Here is a 22568-nt window from a genome sequence, read left to right on the forward strand (position 1 = left end):
GTAGTGACGCTCTGGAGTATCGTACTCAACGTGAGAAGTAGCGATTGTGATACCACGCTCGCGCTCTTCTGGAGCGTTATCGATAGAAGCGAAATCTTTAGCAACACCGCCGTACACTTTTGCAAGCGTAGTACAGATAGCAGCTGTTAGAGTTGTTTTACCGTGGTCAACGTGGCCGATAGTACCAACGTTTACGTGCGGTTTCGTACGTTCAAATTTTTCTTTAGACATGAGTTGTCCCTCTAGGTACGGATTAAAGTGGCTTAAATGACCACGCAACCAAAATAGTTTGGCAGTAAGTATATATCAAAAGGAAATAATTGCTTTGAGAGCTGGTGCTGATACCCAGATTTGAACTGGGGACCTCACCCTTACCAAGGGTGCGCTCTACCGACTGAGCTATATCAGCGCTCGAAATGTGGAGCGTGCAGCGGGAATCGAACCCGCATCATCAGCTTGGAAGGCTGAGGTAATAGCCATTATACGATGCACGCAACAGGTTAACTCTAAGAGCTATTTCCTTAGGAATATGGTGGAGGGAGATGGATTCGAACCATCGAAGGCAGAGCCGTCAGATTTACAGTCTGATCCCTTTGGCCACTCGGGAACCCCTCCATACTTATATCCATTTTCAATATCTGCTTACTTCTTAGGTAAGGAGAAAATGGTGCCGACTACCGGAGTCGAACTGGTGACCTACTGATTACAAGTCAGTTGCTCTACCTACTGAGCTAAGTCGGCATAAGTGGAGCGCATTTTATTGAATGAAGTCTGTGGATGCAACCGTTAATTCAAAAAAAATTTGCTTTTCCTATACATTCTTTTCTTTCACCTGCTTTTTGCGTGAAATTTCATCAATTCCGCGTGTTCTGTTGCATGAATTATTTGATTTATTCGTCGCTTGAGGTATGTTCAGCACTCTTTGTATGGAAACCTCGATGTTTGGTGAGTTATGAGCCCTTTTATGTCCTTTAGTCGTGAGCAATGGTCAGCACGCAGAAACGCTGTACCTATGACACTGACAGAAGATGATTTGAAAGAACTTCAAGGTATTAATGAAGATCTCACCATGCGTGAAGCCACTGAGGTATATTTACCGCTTTCGCGCTTGCTTAACCTCTATGTCGCCGCACGACAACGACGTAACTCAGTCTTACAAGAATTTCTCGGACAAAATGAACATATGCCGCCGTTCATTATTGGTATTGCAGGTAGTGTTGCTGTAGGGAAAAGTACCACGGCACGGTTACTTAAGGCATTGTTAAGTCGCTGGGAAAACCATCCAAAAGTAGAACTGATTACCACGGATGGTTTTTTATATCCCAACAAAGTGTTGTTGGAAAAAGGGCTAATGGCTAAAAAGGGCTTTCCAGAGTCCTACGATATGCGCCGTTTAGTTCAATTTGTTTCTGACGTTAAGGCTTGCAAGCGCGATGTCGTCGCACCGGTATACTCGCACCTTACCTATGACATCACCGATGTAGAAAAAATTGTCGACTTGCCTGACGTTCTTATCATTGAAGGGCTCAATGTTCTACAAAGCGGCATGGACTATCCACATGATCCACATCGGGTATTCTTATCTGACTTTTTAGACTTTTCACTTTACGTCGATGCCAACAGTGAATTGATTGAACATTGGTATGTGCAGCGTTTTATGAAGTTCCGTCACGGGGCCTTCACTCGACCTGGCTCTTACTTCAGTCACTACACCCAGCTGTCTGAAGCGGAAGCGGCGCAAAAGGCCAGTAATATTTGGCGCTCTATCAATGGAAAGAATCTGGTACAGAATATCCTGCCGACACGTGAAAGAGCCCAACTGATTTTAGAAAAAGGCGCCAATCACTGTGTGGAAAAAGTGTATTTGCGAAAATAGGTTCTGTGGCAGGACTTAATCAACGTCAAGTCCTGACTGACTGATCAATACATCACAAAGAAACTTACTCTGCTTTTCTTAGTGATATTTCACCACCAATGAACGGTTCGATACCATTGGCGGTTTCCAATAGTACCGCACCAGTTGGGTCAATTCCCCGTACCGTGCCTTTAACTTCTCGATTACCCATTATGAGCTTAACCTCCCTCCCCATGAAATTGTCATGGCGATTCCAACGCTCGACAAAGCCTTGCATTCCCTTCATTTCATAATCTTCTAACGCCTGCTGCCACGCGTTAACAAACGCGATCACGAGATCATTACGACTAAACGGCGTCGAGATGACATCACTTAGCGACGTCCAAGGTTGGCCGATACCTTCCGTTTGCTGACTCATCTTAAGGTTCATGCCCATACCAATAACCAAATTTGCGGCGCCGCCCGCCTGGCCCGACATTTCAACTAAAATCCCAGCCAATTTGCAATCATTATGGTAGAGGTCATTTGGCCATTTTAGCTTAACACCCTCGATACCTAAGCTTTCTAGCGCTTCAACAATTGCAACGCCAACGACAAGGCTCAGCCCCATCGCCGCTGCCATACCCGCTTCGAGTCGCCAATACATCGATAAATAAAGATTGGCGCCAAATGGGGATACCCACTCCCGCCCTCGACGGCCACGCCCTTTCGATTGGTACTCAGAGATACAAACCTGCCCTGATGACAACTCTTGCTGTTTATCTAGCAGATATTGGTTAGTTGAATCAATAATGGGGATAAGCTCAAAGGGCGTACTCAAGGACTGCTTTAATCGTTCTTCATTCAACAACTCCATCGACTGAGCCAATTGATAGCCCTTCCCTTGAACGCGAAATATGTCCACACCCCATTGCTGGATACCCTGAATATGCTTACTAATTGCTGCTCGAGATACACCAAGTGACTCCCCAAGGGTTTCACCCGAGTGGAAACCGCCTTCTGATAATTGTTGAAGAATGGCGAGTTTTGCCTGATGTTCTTTCATAACAATTCCTTAAGGGTGATTTCATATCTTCGGCCCATAAAGCGAACTTCATGCTCTAACTCAACCGAAAATTTATCGAGTACTCGCTGCCGAACCATGGTCGCTAACGCCGTGACATCTTGTGCCGTTGCACTCTTAGCATTGACCAACACTAAAGCTTGATTTGGATGAACCATCGCCCCACCCACGCAAGTACCTTTTAAGCCACACTGATCGATTAGCCATCCCGCCGCCAGCTTCATTTTCCCTTCAAAAGGATAAGCAATAATATCGGGATGCTGCTGTTTAATATGCTGATATTTCTCAACGCAAACGACCGGGTTTTTAAAGAAGCTACCTGCGTTCCCGATTTTTGATGGATCTGGTAATTTTTCTTGGCGAACTTGCACCACTATGTCAAATACCTCACGCGCGGTACACGTCTTAGGATCCAGGCGTTGTAGAGGCCCATATGACAAGTTGGGTTGCCAATGCTTTTCCAGTTTTAGACCAACCGCCACAACGATCGCTTTATTGTGCAGCGCCTTTTTAAATATGGAATCTCGGTAACCAAATTCACACTCACTTCGCTTTAAACGCTTTACCTTATAGCTGTCTAGGCAAAGATAGTCGACATACTCACAGACATCTTTAAATTCAAGCCCATAAGCACCAATATTTTGGATCGGTGCACTGCCCGCACACCCAGGAATTAACGCAAGGTTCTCTAACCCGGCATAACCTTGCTCCACACACCAAGCCACCAATTGAGGCCAATCTTCCCCACCGGCGATGTGTAAGTGATGATGGTCCTCACTGCTGGAATGAGTAATACCCATGAGCTGATTAACCATGACTATCCCATCAAAATGCTCGGTAAATAACACATTACTCCCCTTACCCAACATGAGCTTAGGAAGGTGCGCCCATGCGGGTACTTGATAAGCTTGCACTAAATCGTCGACAGAGGTCACGGTGACCAATTGCTGACAAGTTTGAGAAATAGCAAAGGTATGAAATGGGCTGAGTTGAGCGTTATGTTCTGTTTGCATGGGCATTCATTGATGGATTACACTTCCTCTATTCTATCCCTTCAGAGCAAGCATTGGCTATGGATACGTTAAATTTTGGTCTTCTGGCTCCCATAAAGCTACCGCTAGCAAAGAAAATCTACAAGTCACACTACCCCGCAGCAAAACCTAAATCTGATGAGCGTATCATCACCGCTCAATTGGGCAGTCAACTGTGTGCTCTTGTGCGATTTCGTAGTATCGAGGATTGCCGTCTAATGACGGGAATGTTGGTGATACCTGACTACCGTCAACAAGGCGTAGGGCATCAGTTAATGCAGCACCTCGTGCAGCAAGAGCTCTCGGAACAAGACTTTTGCTTTGCATTGGAACATCTTGAAACGTTTTATTGTCAGCATGGATTTCAGACAATTGATAAAGATGCGCTCCCTAACGCACTAAAACAGCTATTTTTACGCTATATTCAAGGCGGAAAGTCGCTGGTTGCCATGCAATACGTTGATCCGAATTAAACTTATCAACGGTTTACTATCCATTCGCTATAAGAATTTGGTAAAATTCTAGGTTAGCAATTTTGCACTTAAGAAAGGTAAAGTCTCCCACATGATGGCTCTTAGGAACTCGTTTGAACAGCTTCCCTCTTTGGCTCAAGATCCAAACCAATTTGATGTCTTGTATTCGGCCAATGACTATCGTGAATATCTCATTCAAGCGATACGTGAGGCACAATCAAGAATCTACCTAGTCGCACTTTATCTTGAAGACGATGATGCTGGACGTGAAATCATGTCCGAGCTGTATCAAGCAAAGCAGAACAACCCTGAACTGGATATTGCGGTCTGTGTTGACTGGCATCGAGCGCAACGTGGGCTCATTGGCGCGGCTCAGTCAGATGGTAACGCCACCATGTATCGCGAGTTTCGCCAAAAGAACACGCACGGCATCCCTATTTACGGTATTCCGGTGCGCGGCCGTGAAGTCTTCGGTGTGTTACACCTCAAAGGCTTTGTCGTTGATGATAAAGTTATTTATAGCGGTGCTAGCCTTAATAATATCTATCTGAATTACCAAGACCGTTATCGTTTTGACCGTTACCATGTGTTAGGAAATACTAAACTTGCTGACACTATGGTCGGGTTTGTGCAAAAAGAAATGATCAATAACCCTGCGGTTAATGACCTTTCTTTGTCGGCAAAGCCTACCGTAAAAGACATTAAAGCTGAGATCCGCCAGTTACGAGCGTCGCTATCACAGGCTCAATATCGCTTTGATAATGAAACGGCGGATGAACATCAAGTATCCGTCACTCCACTCGTGGGGATTGGTAAACGACGTAACAAGCTTAATCACCGAATCACCCAATTATTAGCGTTGGCGAAAGACGAGATTTTCATTTGTACCCCTTATTTTAATTTCCCAAAACCGGTCGCAAAAGAGATTAAAAAAGCTTTAAAGCGTGGAGTAAAAGTCACCATTGTAGTGGGTGACAAGACAGCAAATGATTTTTATATTGCGCCAGAAGAAGCGTTTAAAACCATCGGCGGGCTGCCTTACCTCTATGAAATGAACTTGCGCCGTTTTGCTAAGGCGAACGAAGCGCATATCGCGAGTCGTAACCTAAGCATCAATTTATGGAAGCACGATGACAACAGCTTCCACCTTAAAGGTCTTTGGGTCGACAAGCGCTATATGCTCATTACAGGAAATAATCTTAACCCGCGCGCTTGGAAGTTAGATCTTGAGAACGCCATCTTAATACAAGACCATTATTCTCACTTGACGGAGAAATTCGACAAAGAAGTCGCGAATATTCTTCAACATACTCAGCTAATCTGTACCTATAGGCAATTGGAAAAAATTGAAAATTATCCAGAGCCAGTACAAAAACTGATTAAGAAAATCACTCGCGTCAGCGCAGATAAGGTGTTGAAGCAAATACTATAAGAGCTTGGGCGGTAGCAATATCGCCTTATTCTATTTTGACCAGACATTAAAAAGCCCTGCATTAGCAGGGCTTTTTTAATTGCACTCTCGTGGCTAATTACTTAGCTGGACGAGCTGCACGTTTACGTTCGTTTTCAGTAAGAAGCTTCTTACGGATACGAATATTTTCTGGTGTTACTTCTACTAGTTCATCTTCATCAATGAACTCTAGCGCTTGCTCTAGCGTGTGCTTGATAGGTGGCGAAAGAACCTGTGCTTCATCTGTACCAGATGCACGAACGTTCGTTAGCTGTTTACCTTTCAGACAGTTAACTGTTAGGTCATTTGAACGGTTATGAATACCGATAACCTGACCTTCATACACTTCATCCGCGTGCTCAGAGAACAAACGACCACGTGCTTGAAGGAAGAACAATGCATAAGTCAGAGCTTTACCAGTACCGTTCGAAATCAGAACGCCGTTGTTACGCTGACCGATTACACCGCCTTTATGTGGACCGTAGTGATCGTACGAGTGGTAGATAAGACCAGAACCAGACGTCATAGTCAGGAATTCAGTTTGGAAACCAATAAGACCACGAGAAGGCATCATGAAGTCCATACGAACACGGCCTTTGCCATCTGGTGCCATATCAGTCAGCTCACCTTTACGTAGGCCGATGCTTTCCATGATTGCACCTTGGTGCTCTTCTACTACGTCAATCGTTACTGTTTCAAACGGTTCGAGTAGCTGGCCATCTTCTTCTTTGATGATAACTTCAGGACGAGATACCGCCAACTCGAAGCCTTCACGACGCATGTTTTCAATCAGGATAGACAAGTGAAGTTCACCACGGCCTGATACACGGAAGCGGTCTGGACTTTCAGTTTCTTCAACACGTAGTGCTACGTTATGAACCAATTCTTTTTCAAGACGCTCAAGAATATTACGTGAAGTAACAAACTTACCTTCTTTACCCGCGAACGGAGAAGTGTTTACTTGGAATGTCATCGTTACTGTTGGTTCATCAACAGATAATGCTTCCATTGCTTCAACGTTGTTTACGTCACAGATAGTATCTGAGATTTTAAGCTCGCCAAGACCTGTAATCGCAATGATGTCGCCCGCATTGGCTTGTTCAACTTCATGACGCTCAAGACCTAGGTAACCTAGTACTGTGCCAACCTTACCGTTACGCTTTTTGCCTTCAGCATTAACGATCGTTACTTGTTGGTTTGGCTTCACGCTACCACGAGTTACGCGACATACACCGATAACACCTACGTAAGAGCTGTAATCAAGTTGAGACACTTGCATTTGTAGTGGACCATCTAGGTCAACCGCTGGCGCTTCTACTGTGTCAACAACCGCTTGGAACAATGGTTCCATGTTTTCGCCAGTTACACCTTCTTCCATCGTCGCCCAGCCGTTAAGTGCTGATGCGTAGACAGTAGTGAAGTCTAGTTGCTCATCTGTCGCGCCTAGGTTGTCGAACAAATCAAAGATTTGGTCCATAACCCACTCAGGGCGAGCGCCAGGACGGTCAATTTTGTTGATAACAACAATTGGCTTAAGGCCGTGAGCGAAAGCTTTTTGCGTCACGAAACGCGTTTGAGGCATTGGGCCGTCAACGGCGTCAACGATCAACAATACAGAGTCAACCATAGACATAATACGCTCAACTTCACCACCGAAGTCCGCGTGTCCAGGAGTATCAACGATATTAATACGGTAATCGTTCCAGTTGATCGCTGTATTTTTAGCAAGAATGGTAATACCACGTTCTTTTTCGATATCGTTCGAATCCATCACGCGTTCTTCTGCTTCGCCACGAGATTCCAGAGTACCGGATTGCTGTAGCAATTTATCAACTAGGGTAGTTTTACCGTGGTCAACGTGCGCGATGATCGCGATGTTTCTTAACTTATCAATCTGTGGAGTAGACATGGGTTTTTCTTTCACTCATTAGAGGCTGCTGCTTGATTGCTGCTAGCTGGATTTCAAAAACGCTCAATAATATACCAGATAATAGGCTAGACCCAAAAAATATGTGATCAACTTCGTTGAAATTTTTCTAATCGAGCATTTTTATTGGTTAAATTATGCGCCACTCCCTCAGTATTGTCAGCGCTAAGCGCTTGATTAAGGTTGACATCGAATCAAAACCCATGCTGAATGTATGTGTGCTTGATTCAACTTGGTGCAAAAAAATAATTTTGCACCAACTAAGTGCATTAAGTGATCATTTTGGTGCATTGACAGGACCACTTTGGTTCACCACAGAATCAAACCAATGAAAAATAAAGGATTTATTTTTTGGCACGGTTTTAGCTTTATAGAAATCAGCATCGATTAACGCACTTCATTAAGCAGACGTTAATCAATGCCGATTACTCAAATCGAAGCTATTAAACCGTATTAATAACACTGGAGGTTATCCAAGATGTCCGTAGAAAATGTTCTATCGCTGATCCAAGAAAACGAAGTGAAATTCGTTGACCTACGCTTTACTGATACTAAAGGTAAAGAGCAACACATCTCTATTCCTGCACACCAAATCGACGCTGACTTCTTCGAAGAAGGTAAAATGTTCGATGGTTCATCTGTTGCTGGTTGGAAGGGTATCAACGAATCAGACATGGTCATGATGCCTGACGCAGCAAGCGCAGTTCTTGACCCATTCACAGAAGATTCAACGTTAAACATCCGTTGTGACATTCTTGAGCCTGCAACTATGCAAGGCTACGATCGTGACCCACGCTCTATCGCAAAACGTTCTGAAGAATACCTACGCGCAACAGGTATTGCTGATACTGTTCTTGTTGGTCCAGAGCCAGAGTTCTTCCTTTTTGATGACGTAAAATTCAACACTGATATGTCTGGTTCTTTCTTTAAGATTGACGACATTGAAGCGGCTTGGAACACAGGTTCTGATTTCGAAGGTGGTAACAAAGGTCACCGTCCTGGCGTTAAAGGTGGTTACTTCCCAGTTGCTCCTGTTGATTCGTCTCAAGATATTCGTTCAGCAATGTGTCTAGTCATGGAAGAGATGGGGCTTGTTGTTGAAGCACACCACCATGAAGTAGCAACTGCGGGTCAAAACGAAATCGCAACTCGTTTCAACACGCTAACAGCGAAAGCTGACGAAACTCAAATTTACAAGTACGTGGTTCATAACGTAGCGCATGCATTTGGTAAAACGGCAACCTTCATGCCTAAACCACTTGTTGGCGATAACGGTTCTGGTATGCACGTTCACCAATCTCTTGCTAAAGACGGTGTAAACTTGTTTGCTGGCGATAAGTACGGCGGCCTATCTGAACTGGCTATCTACTACATTGGCGGTATCATCAAGCACGCTCGCGCTATCAACGCATTTGCTAACCCATCAACGAACTCATACAAGCGTCTTGTACCGGGTTTTGAAGCACCAGTTATGCTTGCTTACTCAGCTCGTAACCGTTCGGCTTCTATCCGTATCCCAGTGGTACCAAGCCCGAAAGCACGTCGTATCGAGCTGCGCTTTGGTGACCCAGCTGCGAACCCGTACTTATGCTACTCAGCAATGCTGATGGCTGGTCTTGACGGAATCAAGAACAAGATTCACCCTGGCGAAGCGATGGACAAAGATCTATACGACCTTCCAGCAGAAGAAGCAGCAGAAATCCCAACGGTTGCTGAATCTCTAGAAGTTGCACTGAAAGCGCTAGATTCAGATCGTGAGTTCTTGACAGCTGGCGGCGTATTCTCTGATGATTTCATCGATTCTTACATCGGTTTGAAATCTAAAGATGTTGAGCTTATCAACATGACAACGCACCCACTAGAGTTCGAACTTTACTACTCTGTATAATTCGAATTCAGGCTGTATGTTGCAGTCTTACAATCATTAATAAAGCTCGCCTCGCAGGCGAGCTTTTTTTTATCCTATGAAAGACCAAGTAACGCTACCCTATCAATGAACTCTGCCCCCCTTATTTAACGTAGGAGATCATCATATGAAGCCGCTCTGGGTAGTACTAATTATCAGTTTTTTTTCACACGCCAACACTGGTATCGATGTGTTTGTTTGGACCGACAAACAAGGCGTCCTACACTTTAGCGATACCCCTGATCACCCAACGGCTAAACGGGTCAACATGCCCGACATGACTCCGCCTAGCCCTGAAATAACTCACATCGAGAACGTTAAAGGCACTGGAAACCCCTCTGTTGCTGAAAACAATGACAGAAATGCCAAATCTCAGCCTCTTAGTATCCGCATCACGTCTCCTGAACATGACTCAACCGTCCGTAGCAATCCAGGGTTCATTGAAGTCACTGGGGATATGAGTCGCCCATTGGCTATTGGCGATAAACTGCAATTATTACTCGACGGAAAACCTTACGGCGCTCCAAAAGCTAACCCGTATTGGTCATTAAAATATGTCGACCGTGGAACACATACGCTAATGATTCAAGTTCAACAAAGCGGCAAGGTTATTGCATCATCAGATACTATCACTGTGCATTTACATCGCACGACGGTGCAATAGCAATACCAACGGCGTTCTCGCTTTTACTCGCTGGCAAATTGCGCCATACTCGAATAACCAAATGCACCATTTTGGTGCTTGGTAGAATTCAAACACGTGCAATGCACCAATAACGAGCAGAGTAAGGGAAGCGAGTGCCAAATAACGAACTGACTAACGCCATATTAAATAATGTCGTGACGGCAACACTCATGTTGGATGAGTCTCTAACGGTTCGCTACGCCAATCCAGCAGCTGAGCAACTCTTTGCTCAAAGCTCGAAGCGCTTGGTGGATTCGCACTTATCTCAATTTATTCAACACGCTTCTTTGGATCTCGCCCTTCTCACCCAGCCGCTACAAAGTGGACAAAGTATTACCGACAGTGACGTGACCTTTGTTGTCGATGGTAAACCTTTGCTTTTGGAAGTGACCGTGAGCCCGATGTCTTGGAACAAAGAGCTTATGCTGTTGATTGAAATGCGCAAGATTGGGCAGCAGAAACGCCTCTCTCAGGAGCTCAATCAACATGCTCAGCAACAAGCTGCCAAGTTATTGGTGAGAGGTTTGGCGCATGAAATAAAGAATCCTCTTGGGGGGCTGCGCGGAGCCGCACAGCTCTTATCTAAAATGCTGCCCGACCCGAACCTCAATGAATACACCAGTATAATTATCGAGCAAGCCGATAGACTCAGAGCTTTAGTAGACCGACTGTTAGGACCACAAAAGCCCGGAACAAAAAGAGAAGAAAACTTACACCTAATTTTAGAGAAGGTGCGCCAACTCGTTGAACTAGAGGCTGGCACTCAACTCTGTATTGAACGTGATTATGATCCGAGCTTGCCATCAATCCTCATGGATACCGACCAAATTGAGCAAGCACTATTAAACATTACCAGTAATGCTGCGCAGATACTCGCACAACAAGACAATGCCAAAATCACATTGCGCACTCGCACAGTCCATCAAGCCAATATCCATGGCCAAAGGCACAAGCTGGCCGCTCGTATCGAGATCATCGATAACGGACCTGGCATTCCTACCGATTTACAAGATACCTTGTTTTATCCCATGGTCAGCGGACGCGAAGGAGGTACTGGGCTCGGACTGTCAATTTCACAAAACTTGATCGACCAACACAATGGAAAAATAGACGTAGAAAGTTGGCCCGGTCGTACCATTTTTACTATTTATTTGCCTATTTAGCATCATAATTAGGCTTGCTGTAAGGACGTTTGGCTATGAGTAAAGGATATGTTTGGGTCGTTGATGACGACAGCTCGATACGATGGGTGATCGATAAAACCCTATCGTCAGCAAATATTAAGTGCGAAACCTTCGCAGACGCAGAAAGTGTGTTGATGGCGCTGGAAAGAGAAGTACCTGACGTATTGGTATCAGACATTCGCATGCCGGGGATGGATGGCATCGAGTTGTTAAATCAGGTCCAAAAAAGAGCGCCTGAACTGCCGGTTATTATTATGACCGCGCACTCTGACTTAGATGCAGCCGTCAATGCTTACCAAAAAGGCGCATTCGAGTACTTACCAAAGCCCTTTGATATTGACGAAACACTGACGCTTGTCGAGCGAGCTATCGCCCACAGTCAAGAACAGAAAAGCTCGCTAACCGCTGACGAAGTTGTGACAACTGAAGCCCCTGAAATTATTGGCGAAGCACCGGCGATGCAAGAGGTGTTTCGTGCCATTGGTCGCCTTTCACGCTCCTCCATCTCTGTGCTTATCAATGGGGAATCGGGGACGGGTAAGGAACTGGTTGCACACGCCCTACATCGCCACAGTCCACGTGCAAGCAAACCTTTCATCGCTCTCAACATGGCTGCGATCCCCAAAGATCTCATTGAGTCCGAATTATTCGGCCATGAGAAAGGTGCGTTTACGGGGGCAAACAGTGTGCGCCAAGGCCGCTTTGAACAAGCCAATGGTGGCACCCTGTTTCTAGATGAAATCGGTGATATGCCGCTTGATATTCAAACTCGCTTACTGCGTGTCCTCGCCGATGGGCAATTCTATCGAGTCGGTGGCCACTCAGCGGTAAAGGTCGACGTTCGTATTGTCGCCGCCACCCACCAGCATCTCGAAAAACTTGTCACTAATGGCGAATTTCGTGAAGATTTATATCACCGCCTTAACGTCATCAGAATACACATTCCCGCATTGCGTGAACGTAAACAAGACATAGAAAAGCTCACCTACCACTTTTTGTCACTCGCCGCTGAAGAATTAGCTGTCGAATGTAAGTCTTTGAGCTCAGACACGGTCGAAATCCTAAACAAGCTTGAATGGCCGGGGAATGTCAGACAACTAGAGAATACCTGTCGTTGGTTGACGGTAATGGCAAGCGGCAGTGAAATTTTGCCAAGCGACCTCCCTCCTGAACTGCTTGATGAACCGAGAAAATTAGCCTCGACAGAACATGGTGATTGGCAGCAACTGTTGTCAAACTGGGCAAAAGGCGCACTCGAGTCCGGAGAATCTGAAATTCTTAATAAATCACTGCCACAGTTTGAACGAATTTTACTTGAAGCCGCGCTTAACCATACCAATGGTCATAAACAAGATGCCGCCAAAGTTTTGGGCTGGGGTAGGAATACACTGACTCGAAAACTCAAAGAGCTGTATTAGCCTGTCCCCGATATAATCTATGCTTCGAGCGATATTTAGGTGATTTGTTTAAAATCGCCTAAATATCCGCACAGACGTGCCGATATACCTATCTATACCTTCCCAGTACAAGACACCCTATTACTACATTTTAATAGGGTAATCTTATGATTATATAGAATGATATATTGTTTATGGCTTTTACTCACATGTCTCTAAAACACGCTTTCATATTGCCCTTTATTGTGGCTTTTTTAGGATCCGTTAGCGCTATCTTGTGGTTGCAAAGTGAGCGTTATGACGATATTGCCAATGAAGTCAGTCACAAACAACTGTCCAGCTTAACGAATAACGTTGTCAGCAGCTTAGATATCTATTTAGACCGCCCAATGAATGCGGTACGCACTATCGCTCATGCCATTGAATATCATGGTCTATATAATCCTAACGATACAACAGCCCTCGAAAGCTACCTATTGTCAACATTCCAATTATTATACCAAAATGCGCCACAGGTTGACCTGATAGGCTTTGGCGGAGAGCAAGGAGAGTTTGTTGGAATTAGAGCCTCTAAACAACATCATGAAGGTGAGCGCTTTACCCTTATGACCAAAGACGCCGAGACACAACACAAACTCAATGTCTACGCCGGTCCATCGCGCAAACAGGCGACTCAAGACATCATCAGCCCTTATGACCCAAGAACGCGTCCATGGTACGTTCCTATAAAACAAACTCTTGCCGTACAATGGTCACAAGTCTACACCAACGCTGATGAACATCAGGATATTACTATCTCCGCGCTATCTCCGGTCTACTACGACCATGAGGGGTTGCGCGAGTTTGTTGGTGTCGCGGCGGTGGATATCCAAATCAATACCTTTAATCACTTTTTAGAGAGTATTAAACGCACCCACAAAGCTAACGTATTTGTCATCGACACTAACCGAGACCTCATTGCTCACTCTCAAAATCAAACCATACTAGACAATGAAGGTCATCGAATATCTGCAGACAAAAGTCGTCACCCTGCGTTACAGTACTTGAGCAACACCCCGCTCAAGACTGACGTTGACACACCAACATTACTGTCTTTTGAGCACGATAACAGCACCCAGTTTGTCATGGTCAGCCATTATCAAACCGAGACAAATCTGAGCTGGTATGTGATTGTGACGATCTCCGCATCCGATTTAATGGGTAACATCCCACTGTTAAGTAAAAAAACCTTAGTCGTTGGTCTTTTACTGGGCGCACTTGGCCTCATCATTGGCATCTTTACTCTAAACCAACTCACGATACCAATTACTGAGACCGCGCGCGCCTCGCAACAAATTGCGAATGGTCGCTGGGACTACCCACTCCCTGAGTACACACGGATCAGAGAGGTAGACCAACTCATCAAAAACTTCTCCTCGATGAGAACGCATTTAGAACGCTCGTTTCGAGCATTGCGAGAACAAGTGACTCGAGACCCATTAACGAAACTGTATAGCCGTTCTGGGTTTATAGAGGTATGTGACAAACTGCTTAATGAACGCTCTGGCGCTATGTTGCTTATCAATATTAACCAGTTTAGAGACATCAACGATAGCTTGGGGCACCGTGAAGCCGATGTCTTACTCACTGTCGTCGCTGAAAGACTGAAAACATGGGTTGTGGTAGAAAATGGCGTACTCGCTCGCACCGTTGGTAATGAATTTGCCATTTATCTCCCCTACCTCAATGAACGCGAGCTGCTCGATTACCTTTACCGAATCAGGCAGATCTTTACTGCGCCGTTTATTCTTTCCGGTGAGTCTCTATCACTGCATATCTCTGTTGGCGCGACACTTACGGACTGCAATCATAATACTGATTTAAACTTACGTAATGCGAGTATCGCTCTAAGCCAAGCAAAAGAAGGGACCAATCAATTCTGCGTTTATACACCAGACATGGCCGAGAGCTCCAAAAAGAAAACTCGTCTGCTAACCACGTTATACCACGCGGTTGAGCACCAAACATTTAACGTCTACTTTCAACCGATTATCGACTTAAAAACCAAACAAACGATCGGGGCAGAAGCATTGCTCAGGCTCAAAGATGAATATGGCAACCCAATTTCCCCCCTAGACTTTATTCCGCTCGCTGAATCTTCGGGGCTTATTACAGCCATTGGTCAACAAATGGTAACCCAAAGCATACAAGCGATCTCACGGGCTATAGACACGCAACAACTCGCGACTGACTTTCAACTGCATTTGAATGTTTCGGTTTGCGAACTGCGTTCAAACCACTATGTGGACTTTCTCCAAGCGGCACTGGCACAGTCGACCCTTCCGGCAAGACAAGTGGTGGTTGAATTAACGGAGTCGAGAATTGCGGACAATGACCCCATTATTATCGAGAATATGAGACGGTTAAAAGCGCTCGATATCAGCATAGCAATTGACGACTTTGGTACCGGCTATTCGTCACTTGCCTACTTACACAAGTTACCCTTTGATAGTCTTAAGATAGACAAAGCCTTTATCGACCAACTGACTAAAGAAAATGCGCAAGAGAGTGTGGTTTCGGCCATCACGAAGCTATCAAGAAGTTTTGGATTCAGTATTGTTGCCGAAGGCGTTGAAACTCAGCTACAAGCCGACTTGGCTAAGCAATTAGGTTGTCATTATGCTCAAGGGTATCTGTTTAGTACCCCAAAACCGATTGAAGAGTGGCCGTTATTAAAAGCTAGCGCATAGACAAGCCGACCTTGCGTGCAGTGTCACACAAGGTCGCTAAATAAGTGGGGGAATTAAATCACACGTGAAAACTGTTGCTGGCGAGCACGTTGACGTAAGTACTTATCGAAGCACATACAAATATTACGAATCAACAAGCGACCTCGCAACGTCACTTCTATCGCCGAGTCACTAACCGTAACCAGCTCATCGTCAATGAAGGTCTGGAGCAATTGCATATCTTCAGCAAAATACTGGCTAAATTTAACCCCGAAGCCTTGCTCAATCGACGTCACATCCAGCTTAAAGTTACAAATCAGTTGCTTAATAACTTCACGGCGAACTAAGTCATCATTATCCAACACGACCCCTTTCCAGAGTGCATGGCGTAATTCATTGACTTGCGCATAGTACGTCTTCAGATCTTTCTGATTCTGAGCGTAACTGTTGCCTATCATCGAGATAGCCGACACACCGAAACCGACAAGGTCGCATTCTCCTTGTGTGGTATAGCCTTGGAAATTGCGGTGCAATTCACCATTACGCTGTGCAACTGCTAGTTCATCTTCTGGCAACGCAAAGTGGTCCATACCGATAAACTGATAACCAGCATCGGTTAAGGTACCAATCGTATCTTGTAAGATCGCCATTTTTTCTTCGGCAATAGGTAAGTCTTCATCTTTGATTTTTCGCTGCGCGGCAAATAAATTTGGCATATGCGCATAATTAAAGACCGATAAGCGTCCAGGACGAAGTGACAGCACTTGCTCGAGTGTGTCAGCAAACGAAGTCTTCGTTTGCTTAGGTAAGCCATAGATTAAATCTAGATTGGTTGAACGGAAACCCAGCTCTTTTGCTCGCTTAACCATGGCAAAGATGAATGCTTCATCTTGCTCACGGTTAACAAGGACCTGCACTTCTTTATTGAAATCTTGAACACCAATACTGAGTCGGTTAAACCCTTCTTGGCGAAGGTGATCCAACATGTCTAGCTCGATTTCACGAGGGTCGACTTCAATGCTGATTTCTGCGCCGTCATCAAATACAAACTCGCTGCGCAGAATCGTCATTAATCGACTAATTTGGCTTTTGGTTAAAAACGTAGGAGTGCCACCACCGAAATGCAACTGTGTCACTTTGCGACCTTGCAATAGGGTGGCACGCTGACGAATTTCATGTTCGATCACATCCAAATATTCGTCCGCTTTATGCGCGTGGCGAGTGATCACTTTGTTACAACCACAGTAGTAACAGAGTTTATGGCAAAATGGGATGTGTACATACAAAGAGAGCGGGCGCTCTGGGTACTGGGTACATGCCATGTCGTAGTCAGAAATAGTATACGCTTCGTGAAACTCTACCGCGGTAGGGTATGAGGTATAGCGTGGCCCAGAATAATTGTATTTATCGAGAATCGCTTGATCCCATACAATCTGCTGCTTCGTTTCTGAGTGACTTTGAGACATGGTAATACTTCCAATAAACAGTGTTGCTTTAAGCTCCTCTTTGAGGAGTCAGATGAGCGCTATTTTGCCATAGGATTGTGACGGATAACGCTCGGACAGAGACTTTTACACAAGCAGTACGCAAAAATGCTAGCGCGATCACTTGTTCGCCAATAATACCATCGACCTTTAACTGACAAGCTTAATGTTGATTTGATCATTAAGGGGACGAACACTGCTATGCAGTGCTTTTAACTCCTCAATGATTACATCATTGAGCCGAGCTTCAGCTTTTTGTCGAGCAAGGTTGTCGCGCATGCGATCTTGCTTTTTCATAGTCTGTCTTGCTTCGCCGCGTGGCATAGCCTTCACGATATGAAATAGCTCTGACGTTGCAGGGTATAGCGCGTCAAAATCCACTCGCTTGTCACCCTGCACGTAATCCATGATGTTATAAAGCCTAATCGCCGCTTCCGAAAGTTCGCATTGACCTTGAATGGTCGCAAGACAAATTGTCTCGACACTCTCAAAAATATTCGCATTACGCTTTTTAATGGCCAGTTCTTGGTGTTGCTTTAGCAACTCCTTTTGCTTTTTGAGTTGCAGTAGCAAATAGCCCGCATAGCCAGCTAAACCAGTGACAATAAGCACACCAACAATTGCTAACACAGTAACGGTATTCATCTACGCTTCCCTTCCTTAATCCTTGAACTGATCCATATTGATGCCTTCGAACTGTGACAATAATTCATCATCACTTGCCGGCACTTTTTTCTTCGCTACAGGTGCATCTACTGGCGCGTCTTCGTCATCGTCTTCATCAGGGAGAACAAGACCCAATTGATTCATCAAGGCTTCCATACGGTCTAATTTCTCATCGACGTATTTTTGTAGCCCAGCACCCAAGGTCTCACCGCTCTCAATGCGATCCAACAGCACGTTCAGCTGTGCATCATTCTCAAGTAGCTCTAACTCTTTCTCAGCAGACACTTTTCGTTCCTGCTTCGATGGTTTTTTCACATCCGCGACAATCAAAGGAATCTTCTTTTTGCTTCCTAAGCGTGGATCACGCTTGATGCCGGAGCCTGAATGATTACTTGTTGTGCCATCTGAATGACGACTGCCTGCTTTAAGACCTTTACGTTTTTTTAAACGCTTTTGTTCACGACCATCAACATCTGCCTGTGAGCGATTACGCGTCACAGCAACTGGCTCAGGTGCCATACCCGGCGTTCTCGATTTCTTCTTACGACTCATTACGTAAGTTTCCTCAATAAAATTACATCATTACCAATAAATTCGATTTCCAGTCCGTCTCTCTTGGCTAAAAACAAGAAAGTGGCGCGACTAAAAAATACGACATGTGTCTGATCACTTTTGTAGTGCCACGTTGAAAACGCATCTACATCGATAACCATCTTTGTCATTAACCCCAGGTATCCTCCTGGCTTAATGAGCGCTAACCATTGTTGCCAAACCTCGTTTGGCTGATACAAATGCTCAATTACTTCGGTCGCTGTGACAAAGTCATACTTTGATTCTAGCGCTTTTGACTCTGGATAGTAATACAGGTCATACAGTGACATGGGGAACCCTTTCTCTTCAAACATCACAGAAAGTGTTGGACCCGGTCCACAACCGAAATCTAAACCCATTGAGCCTTGTGGTAATCGTTCTGATAACGGTGACTCTAAGCGAGACAGAAAACGTCGATAACCTGCATCGCTCGGATCATTATTATGCAGATCATAAACGGCTTTTTCCGCTCGAGCATCAAGTCGCTGCTCAGCAGGTACAAAGACCAACTGACAACGAGGACACTGCAAGTAATCTCGTTTTTTATCGCTGTGATAATGTGATGCATTTTCAGCAGCACAAAGTGGGCAAGTTTGCACTCATTATCTCCTGAACGATTCAAGGGTGCGAAACATACCAGAAAGTGAGCGTAGAGGGGAGAGTGATCGAGTGTTTTTTCTACAATTTTGTTGAAAAAAGCCCTAAGACACGAGTAAAAGGGGACTCAGTCCCCGAATTACTTCGATTACATCCAATCGGTATTACGAATGATACCCACAGCGATACCTTCAATAGCAAGGTGCTGAGCGGTTAAATCCACTTCAATTGGTGAGAAGGATTCATTCTCAGCGTGCAGTAATACTGTTGAGCCTTTGCGCTCTAAACGTTTTACCGTCACGTCATCATCAACACGCGCAACGACAACTTGTCCATCTCGTACATCCTGCGTTTTATGTACGGCTAACAAATCACCGTCCATAATGCCGATGTCTTTCATACTTTCGCCATTAACTCGCAATAAAAAATCAGCGGCTGGCTTAAACATGCTTGGGTCAACTTGATAATGGGCTTCAACGTGCTCTTGCGCCAAAATAGGCTCACCCGCTGCGACTTGGCCAATCAAAGGTAGCCCTTCATCTTCATTAGCTGCAGGCTGTTCGAGAAGAATACGAATGCCGCGAGATGCGCCAGGAATAATTTCGATAGCTTTTTTACGCGCTAAGGCTTTCAGGTGCTCTTCTGCCGCATTTGCTGAACGAAAACCCAGCTCTTTCGCGATTTCGGCACGAGTGGGCGGCATACCTACATCGTCTATTTTCTTTCTTATTAGATCAAATACTTGCTGTTGTCGTGCTGTTAGCGGCTTCATGCATCACCTGTCTGTTTATACAGTTAACTGTGAGTATATCCAGTACGTTGGTAATTGCAAAGACAATCGGTTGTTTTTTAGCAAATAGCCGCTGAATTCCTCAGCAACCCCGACAAGAATAACGATTCGACGTTTGGCTTTATTTTCATTAAAAGGTAAGACCAGTTTCTGTTATCCTTGCACGGCTCCAAAATTGATGTCTAGGATTAAGGTATGCACGCGCGCGGTTGCGACGCTCCACCTCGGCATCGTTTTTTCCGAACAAATTGAGGCTGTGAACCCTATGTCTTCAGGACACTCACTTTTCCGTTCTTTTCTAAAGTTACCAATGTCAGTATTGGTAAAAGGGACGGCGATTCCATCTAACCCTATCGAAGATCTTCACATTGATATCACTAAGCCAGTGGTCTATGCGTTGCCGTTTAATTCAAACGTCGATCTTCTCACTCTGCAAAAGCAGGCGGTCGCATTAGGGTTACCCGATCCGCTCGAGCCCATTGTGCTCAATGGTGAAGAACGAAATCGTTTTGTATTTATTGCCTCAAGACCAACTTTATTCACTCGTGACGATGACGTGCCGAGTGACTCTATTGCGTTATTTTCTGACCTATTGAAAGAGCATGAAAAAGACGTTCAGCTTGATGTGCAGATTATTCCGACCACAGTACTCTGGGGTCGAAAACCGGGCAAAGAGTCCGACACTAAGCCCTACCTACAGGCAATGAACGGCCCACAAAAAGCCAAAGCATTATTTATGTCTGGGCGAGATTGCATGGTGAGATTTAGTCCCGTGGTTTCTTTGCGCTATATGGCGGATGCACACGGTACGGATGAGTCGATCGCTCATAAACTCGCTCGCGTCGCGAGAATTCACTTTTCTCGACAAAAATTGGCGGCATCAGGGCCTAACTTACCGAACAGACAGGTACTTTTTCAACGCCTATTGAATTCACAGGCTATTGAAAAAGCAATTCAAGATCATGCGCAGAGTAATGATATTCCTGTTGAAAAGGTTCGCAAAGAAGCGCAGCAAATCATGGACGAAATTGCCGCTGACTTTTCGTATCGATTGGTCAGAATTGGCGATGTAGTGATGACATGGCTTTGGAGCAAGTTATACCAAGGCATTAACGTCAACAATGCTGCTAAAGTTAGACGTTTGGCACAAGACGGGCATGAAATTGTCTATGTTCCCTGCCATCGCAGCCACATGGACTATTTATTGCTGTCTTACATTTTGTACCGTGAAGGCATGGTCCCTCCGCACATTGCCGCGGGTGTGAATTTAAACTTCTTCCCAGCTGGGCCTATTTTTAGACGTGGTGGTGGTTTCTTCATTCGACGTAGCTTTAAAGGCAACAAACTGTACTCAACCATTTTTAGAGAGTATCTTGCTGAGTTGTTTGCCAAAGGCTACTCCGTGGAGTTTTTCAGTGAAGGCGGTCGCTCACGCACCGGTCGATTGCTGCAAGCGAAAACGGGAATGCTCGCCATGACCATTCAAGCGATGTTAAGAGGCCTCAATCGCCCTGTGACCCTGGTTCCCGTTTATATCGGCTATGAACACGTCATGGAAGTCAGCACCTATGCTAAAGAGCTTAGAGGTAAGCGCAAAGAGAAAGAAAACGCCGGACAAATCCTCAAAACCATCCGTAAGTTGCGTAACTTCGGTCAAGGCTATGTCAACTTTGGCGAACCGATTCCACTCAATCAATACCTCAATGATCATGCGCCTAATTGGTCGCAAGACATTGACCCAATGGGCGTGAACAAACCGCAATGGCTAAACCCTGTTGTGAATAGTCTCGCGACCAAAATGATGACACACATTAACGATGCTGCTGCAACCAATGCATTAACATTATGCGCCACCGCGTTGCTTGCTTCACGCCAGCGCGCCTTGTCTCGCGACAGCTTGGTTAACCAGATCGATTGTTACTTAGCACTGCTTAAGAACATTCCCTACTCTGAGACGTCTACCGTACCAACAGGTTCTGCTGAGGATTTAGTTGCCCATGCTGAGTCGTTAGATAAGTTTGTCGTAGAGTCCGATACGCTGGGTGACATTATTTCGCTCGATCGACACCAATCGATTCTGATGACCTACTATCGCAACAATATTATCCACTTATTCGCCTTGCCATCATTAGTCGCGCAGATGTTAGTAAGTGAGCACTCCATGTCACTTGAGACGATTAAGTGCAATGTGGCGAAGCTCTACCCGTTCTTGCAAAAAGAGCTATTTTTGAGTGTTGAGCCTACTGAGTTAGCGGAATTAACCGATCGTATTGTCGATGAGCTAGCTCGTCAAAAGCTGTTGTTTATTGAAGACGGTGTGGTGTCTATGAATCCGTCCAATAGCCAAATGTTGATGCTATTGGGGCGTACTATTTCAGAAACTCTTCAGCGCTACGCCATCGCGCTCAATTTACTCGCAACATACCCAGAACTCGACAAGCAAGAGTTAGAGCAGAAAACCCAGGATATCGCTCAGCGTTTAGGTCGCTTGCACGGCATCAATGCTCCCGAGTTTTTCGATAAAGGTGTGTTTGCCTCGCTATTCAGTACCCTAAAAGAGCAGCAATACATTGATGCGGAAGGTAACTGCAATTCCGTTGAAACCGATGCATTAGCCAGCTTGCTTTACACTTTTTTGTACGCTGAAGTAAAGCTTACGATTAAAGAAAGCGTCCACCAGTCGGATGAGTCGGCTCTTGAATCTCTTGATAATGGCTCAGCAGCATCGTAATGCTTCCTGGCCAACCTACTATTTAGCGGC

At 45.1% G+C, this 22568-nt stretch carries 18 protein-coding genes and 4 tRNA genes; 9 read left to right on the forward strand and 13 right to left on the reverse strand.

Annotation, left to right across the window (positions count from 1 at the left end):
* The 5 genes from M9196_RS21640 to M9196_RS21660 form a co-directional block, all read right to left on the reverse strand.
* Nucleotides 1-231, reverse strand: a 231-nt coding sequence (locus tag M9196_RS21640; protein WP_250618645.1) for a GTP-binding protein, incomplete at its 3' end; no start/stop codon positions are given.
* A 102-nt stretch (nt 232-333) separates the two neighbouring features.
* Nucleotides 334-409, reverse strand: a tRNA-Thr gene (locus tag M9196_RS21645).
* A gap of 10 nt (nt 410-419) precedes the next feature.
* Nucleotides 420-494: transfer RNA gene (locus M9196_RS21650), tRNA-Gly, on the reverse strand.
* A gap of 36 nt (nt 495-530) precedes the next feature.
* Nucleotides 531-615 (reverse strand) — tRNA-Tyr (locus M9196_RS21655).
* Nucleotides 616-665: 50 nt separating this feature from the next.
* Nucleotides 666-741, reverse strand: a tRNA-Thr gene (locus tag M9196_RS21660).
* A gap of 211 nt (nt 742-952) precedes the next feature.
* Here M9196_RS21660 and coaA point away from each other — a divergent pair.
* On the forward strand, nt 953-1876 hold the full coding sequence (gene coaA / locus M9196_RS21665) for a type I pantothenate kinase (RefSeq protein WP_250619580.1): 924 nt from the start codon (nt 953-955) through the stop codon (nt 1874-1876).
* A gap of 64 nt (nt 1877-1940) precedes the next feature.
* Here coaA and birA read toward each other — a convergent pair whose 3' ends face one another.
* Together birA and murB are read right to left on the reverse strand one after the other, a co-directional pair.
* Entirely contained in the window at nt 1941-2900 is a 960-nt protein-coding gene (birA, locus tag M9196_RS21670; protein WP_250619581.1) for a bifunctional biotin--[acetyl-CoA-carboxylase] ligase/biotin operon repressor BirA, read from the reverse strand.
* Nucleotides 2897-3931: a UDP-N-acetylmuramate dehydrogenase gene (gene murB / locus M9196_RS21675; RefSeq protein WP_250619582.1), complete on the reverse strand. Its 1035-nt coding sequence runs from the start codon at nt 3929-3931 to the stop codon at nt 2897-2899. The genes birA and murB overlap by 4 nt, the downstream gene beginning before the upstream one ends.
* A gap of 59 nt (nt 3932-3990) precedes the next feature.
* Between murB and M9196_RS21680 the strand changes: the two genes are divergently transcribed.
* A complete protein-coding gene (locus M9196_RS21680) occupies nt 3991-4422 on the forward strand; it encodes a GNAT family N-acetyltransferase (RefSeq protein ID WP_250619583.1) in 432 nt (143 codons plus the stop codon).
* Between the two features lie 91 nt (nt 4423-4513).
* Nucleotides 4514-5854: a CDP-diacylglycerol--serine O-phosphatidyltransferase gene (pssA, locus tag M9196_RS21685; protein WP_250619584.1), complete on the forward strand. Its 1341-nt coding sequence runs from the start codon at nt 4514-4516 to the stop codon at nt 5852-5854.
* A 97-nt stretch (nt 5855-5951) separates the two neighbouring features.
* On the opposite strand, the gene typA is transcribed toward pssA, so the two are convergent.
* Nucleotides 5952-7781 (reverse strand): translational GTPase TypA, encoded by a 1830-nt coding sequence (gene typA, locus M9196_RS21690; RefSeq protein ID WP_250619585.1) that lies wholly within the window; start codon nt 7779-7781, stop codon nt 5952-5954.
* Between the two features lie 496 nt (nt 7782-8277).
* Here typA and glnA point away from each other — a divergent pair, with 496 nt between their 5' ends.
* From glnA to M9196_RS21715, 5 genes are all read left to right on the forward strand, one after another.
* Nucleotides 8278-9687 (forward strand): glutamate--ammonia ligase, encoded by a 1410-nt coding sequence (glnA, locus tag M9196_RS21695; RefSeq protein WP_250619586.1) that lies wholly within the window; start codon nt 8278-8280, stop codon nt 9685-9687.
* Nucleotides 9688-9832: 145 nt separating this feature from the next.
* Nucleotides 9833-10369, forward strand: a complete 537-nt coding sequence (locus M9196_RS21700; RefSeq protein ID WP_250619587.1) for a DUF4124 domain-containing protein — start codon at nt 9833-9835, stop codon at nt 10367-10369.
* A gap of 134 nt (nt 10370-10503) precedes the next feature.
* Nucleotides 10504-11553: a nitrogen regulation protein NR(II) gene (gene glnL / locus M9196_RS21705; protein ID WP_319946379.1), complete on the forward strand. Its 1050-nt coding sequence runs from the start codon at nt 10504-10506 to the stop codon at nt 11551-11553.
* 35 nt (nt 11554-11588) lie between these two features.
* A complete protein-coding gene (glnG, locus tag M9196_RS21710) occupies nt 11589-12992 on the forward strand; it encodes a nitrogen regulation protein NR(I) (RefSeq protein WP_250619588.1) in 1404 nt (467 codons plus the stop codon).
* Nucleotides 12993-13165: 173 nt separating this feature from the next.
* Nucleotides 13166-15700 (forward strand): bifunctional diguanylate cyclase/phosphodiesterase, encoded by a 2535-nt coding sequence (locus M9196_RS21715; RefSeq protein WP_250619589.1) that lies wholly within the window; start codon nt 13166-13168, stop codon nt 15698-15700.
* Nucleotides 15701-15753: 53 nt separating this feature from the next.
* Here M9196_RS21715 and hemN read toward each other — a convergent pair whose 3' ends face one another.
* The 5 genes from hemN to lexA form a co-directional block, all read right to left on the reverse strand.
* On the reverse strand, nt 15754-17145 hold the full coding sequence (gene hemN, locus M9196_RS21720; RefSeq protein ID WP_250619590.1) for an oxygen-independent coproporphyrinogen III oxidase: 1392 nt from the start codon (nt 17143-17145) through the stop codon (nt 15754-15756).
* Between the two features lie 168 nt (nt 17146-17313).
* On the reverse strand, nt 17314-17808 hold the full coding sequence (locus M9196_RS21725; RefSeq protein ID WP_250619591.1) for a DUF2489 domain-containing protein: 495 nt from the start codon (nt 17806-17808) through the stop codon (nt 17314-17316).
* A 15-nt stretch (nt 17809-17823) separates the two neighbouring features.
* Nucleotides 17824-18381, reverse strand: a complete 558-nt coding sequence (yihI, locus tag M9196_RS21730; RefSeq protein WP_250619592.1) for a Der GTPase-activating protein YihI — start codon at nt 18379-18381, stop codon at nt 17824-17826.
* A complete protein-coding gene (locus tag M9196_RS21735) occupies nt 18381-19019 on the reverse strand; it encodes a class I SAM-dependent methyltransferase (RefSeq protein WP_250619593.1) in 639 nt (212 codons plus the stop codon). Before M9196_RS21735 ends, yihI begins: the two co-directional genes overlap by 1 nt.
* A 146-nt stretch (nt 19020-19165) precedes the next feature.
* Nucleotides 19166-19789 carry a transcriptional repressor LexA gene (gene lexA, locus M9196_RS21740; protein ID WP_250619594.1) on the reverse strand — a complete coding sequence of 208 codons (624 nt, stop codon included), beginning with the start codon at nt 19787-19789 and terminating at the stop codon, nt 19166-19168.
* Between the two features lie 283 nt (nt 19790-20072).
* Here lexA and plsB point away from each other — a divergent pair, with 283 nt between their 5' ends.
* Nucleotides 20073-22538, forward strand: coding sequence for a glycerol-3-phosphate 1-O-acyltransferase PlsB (gene plsB / locus M9196_RS21745; protein ID WP_250619616.1), 2466 nt, complete (start codon nt 20073-20075; stop codon nt 22536-22538).
* Nucleotides 22539-22568 lie beyond the last annotated feature (30 nt).

It is taken from the genome of Vibrio methylphosphonaticus, assembly GCF_023634655.1.
Classification (GTDB): domain Bacteria; phylum Pseudomonadota; class Gammaproteobacteria; order Enterobacterales; family Vibrionaceae; genus Vibrio; species Vibrio methylphosphonaticus.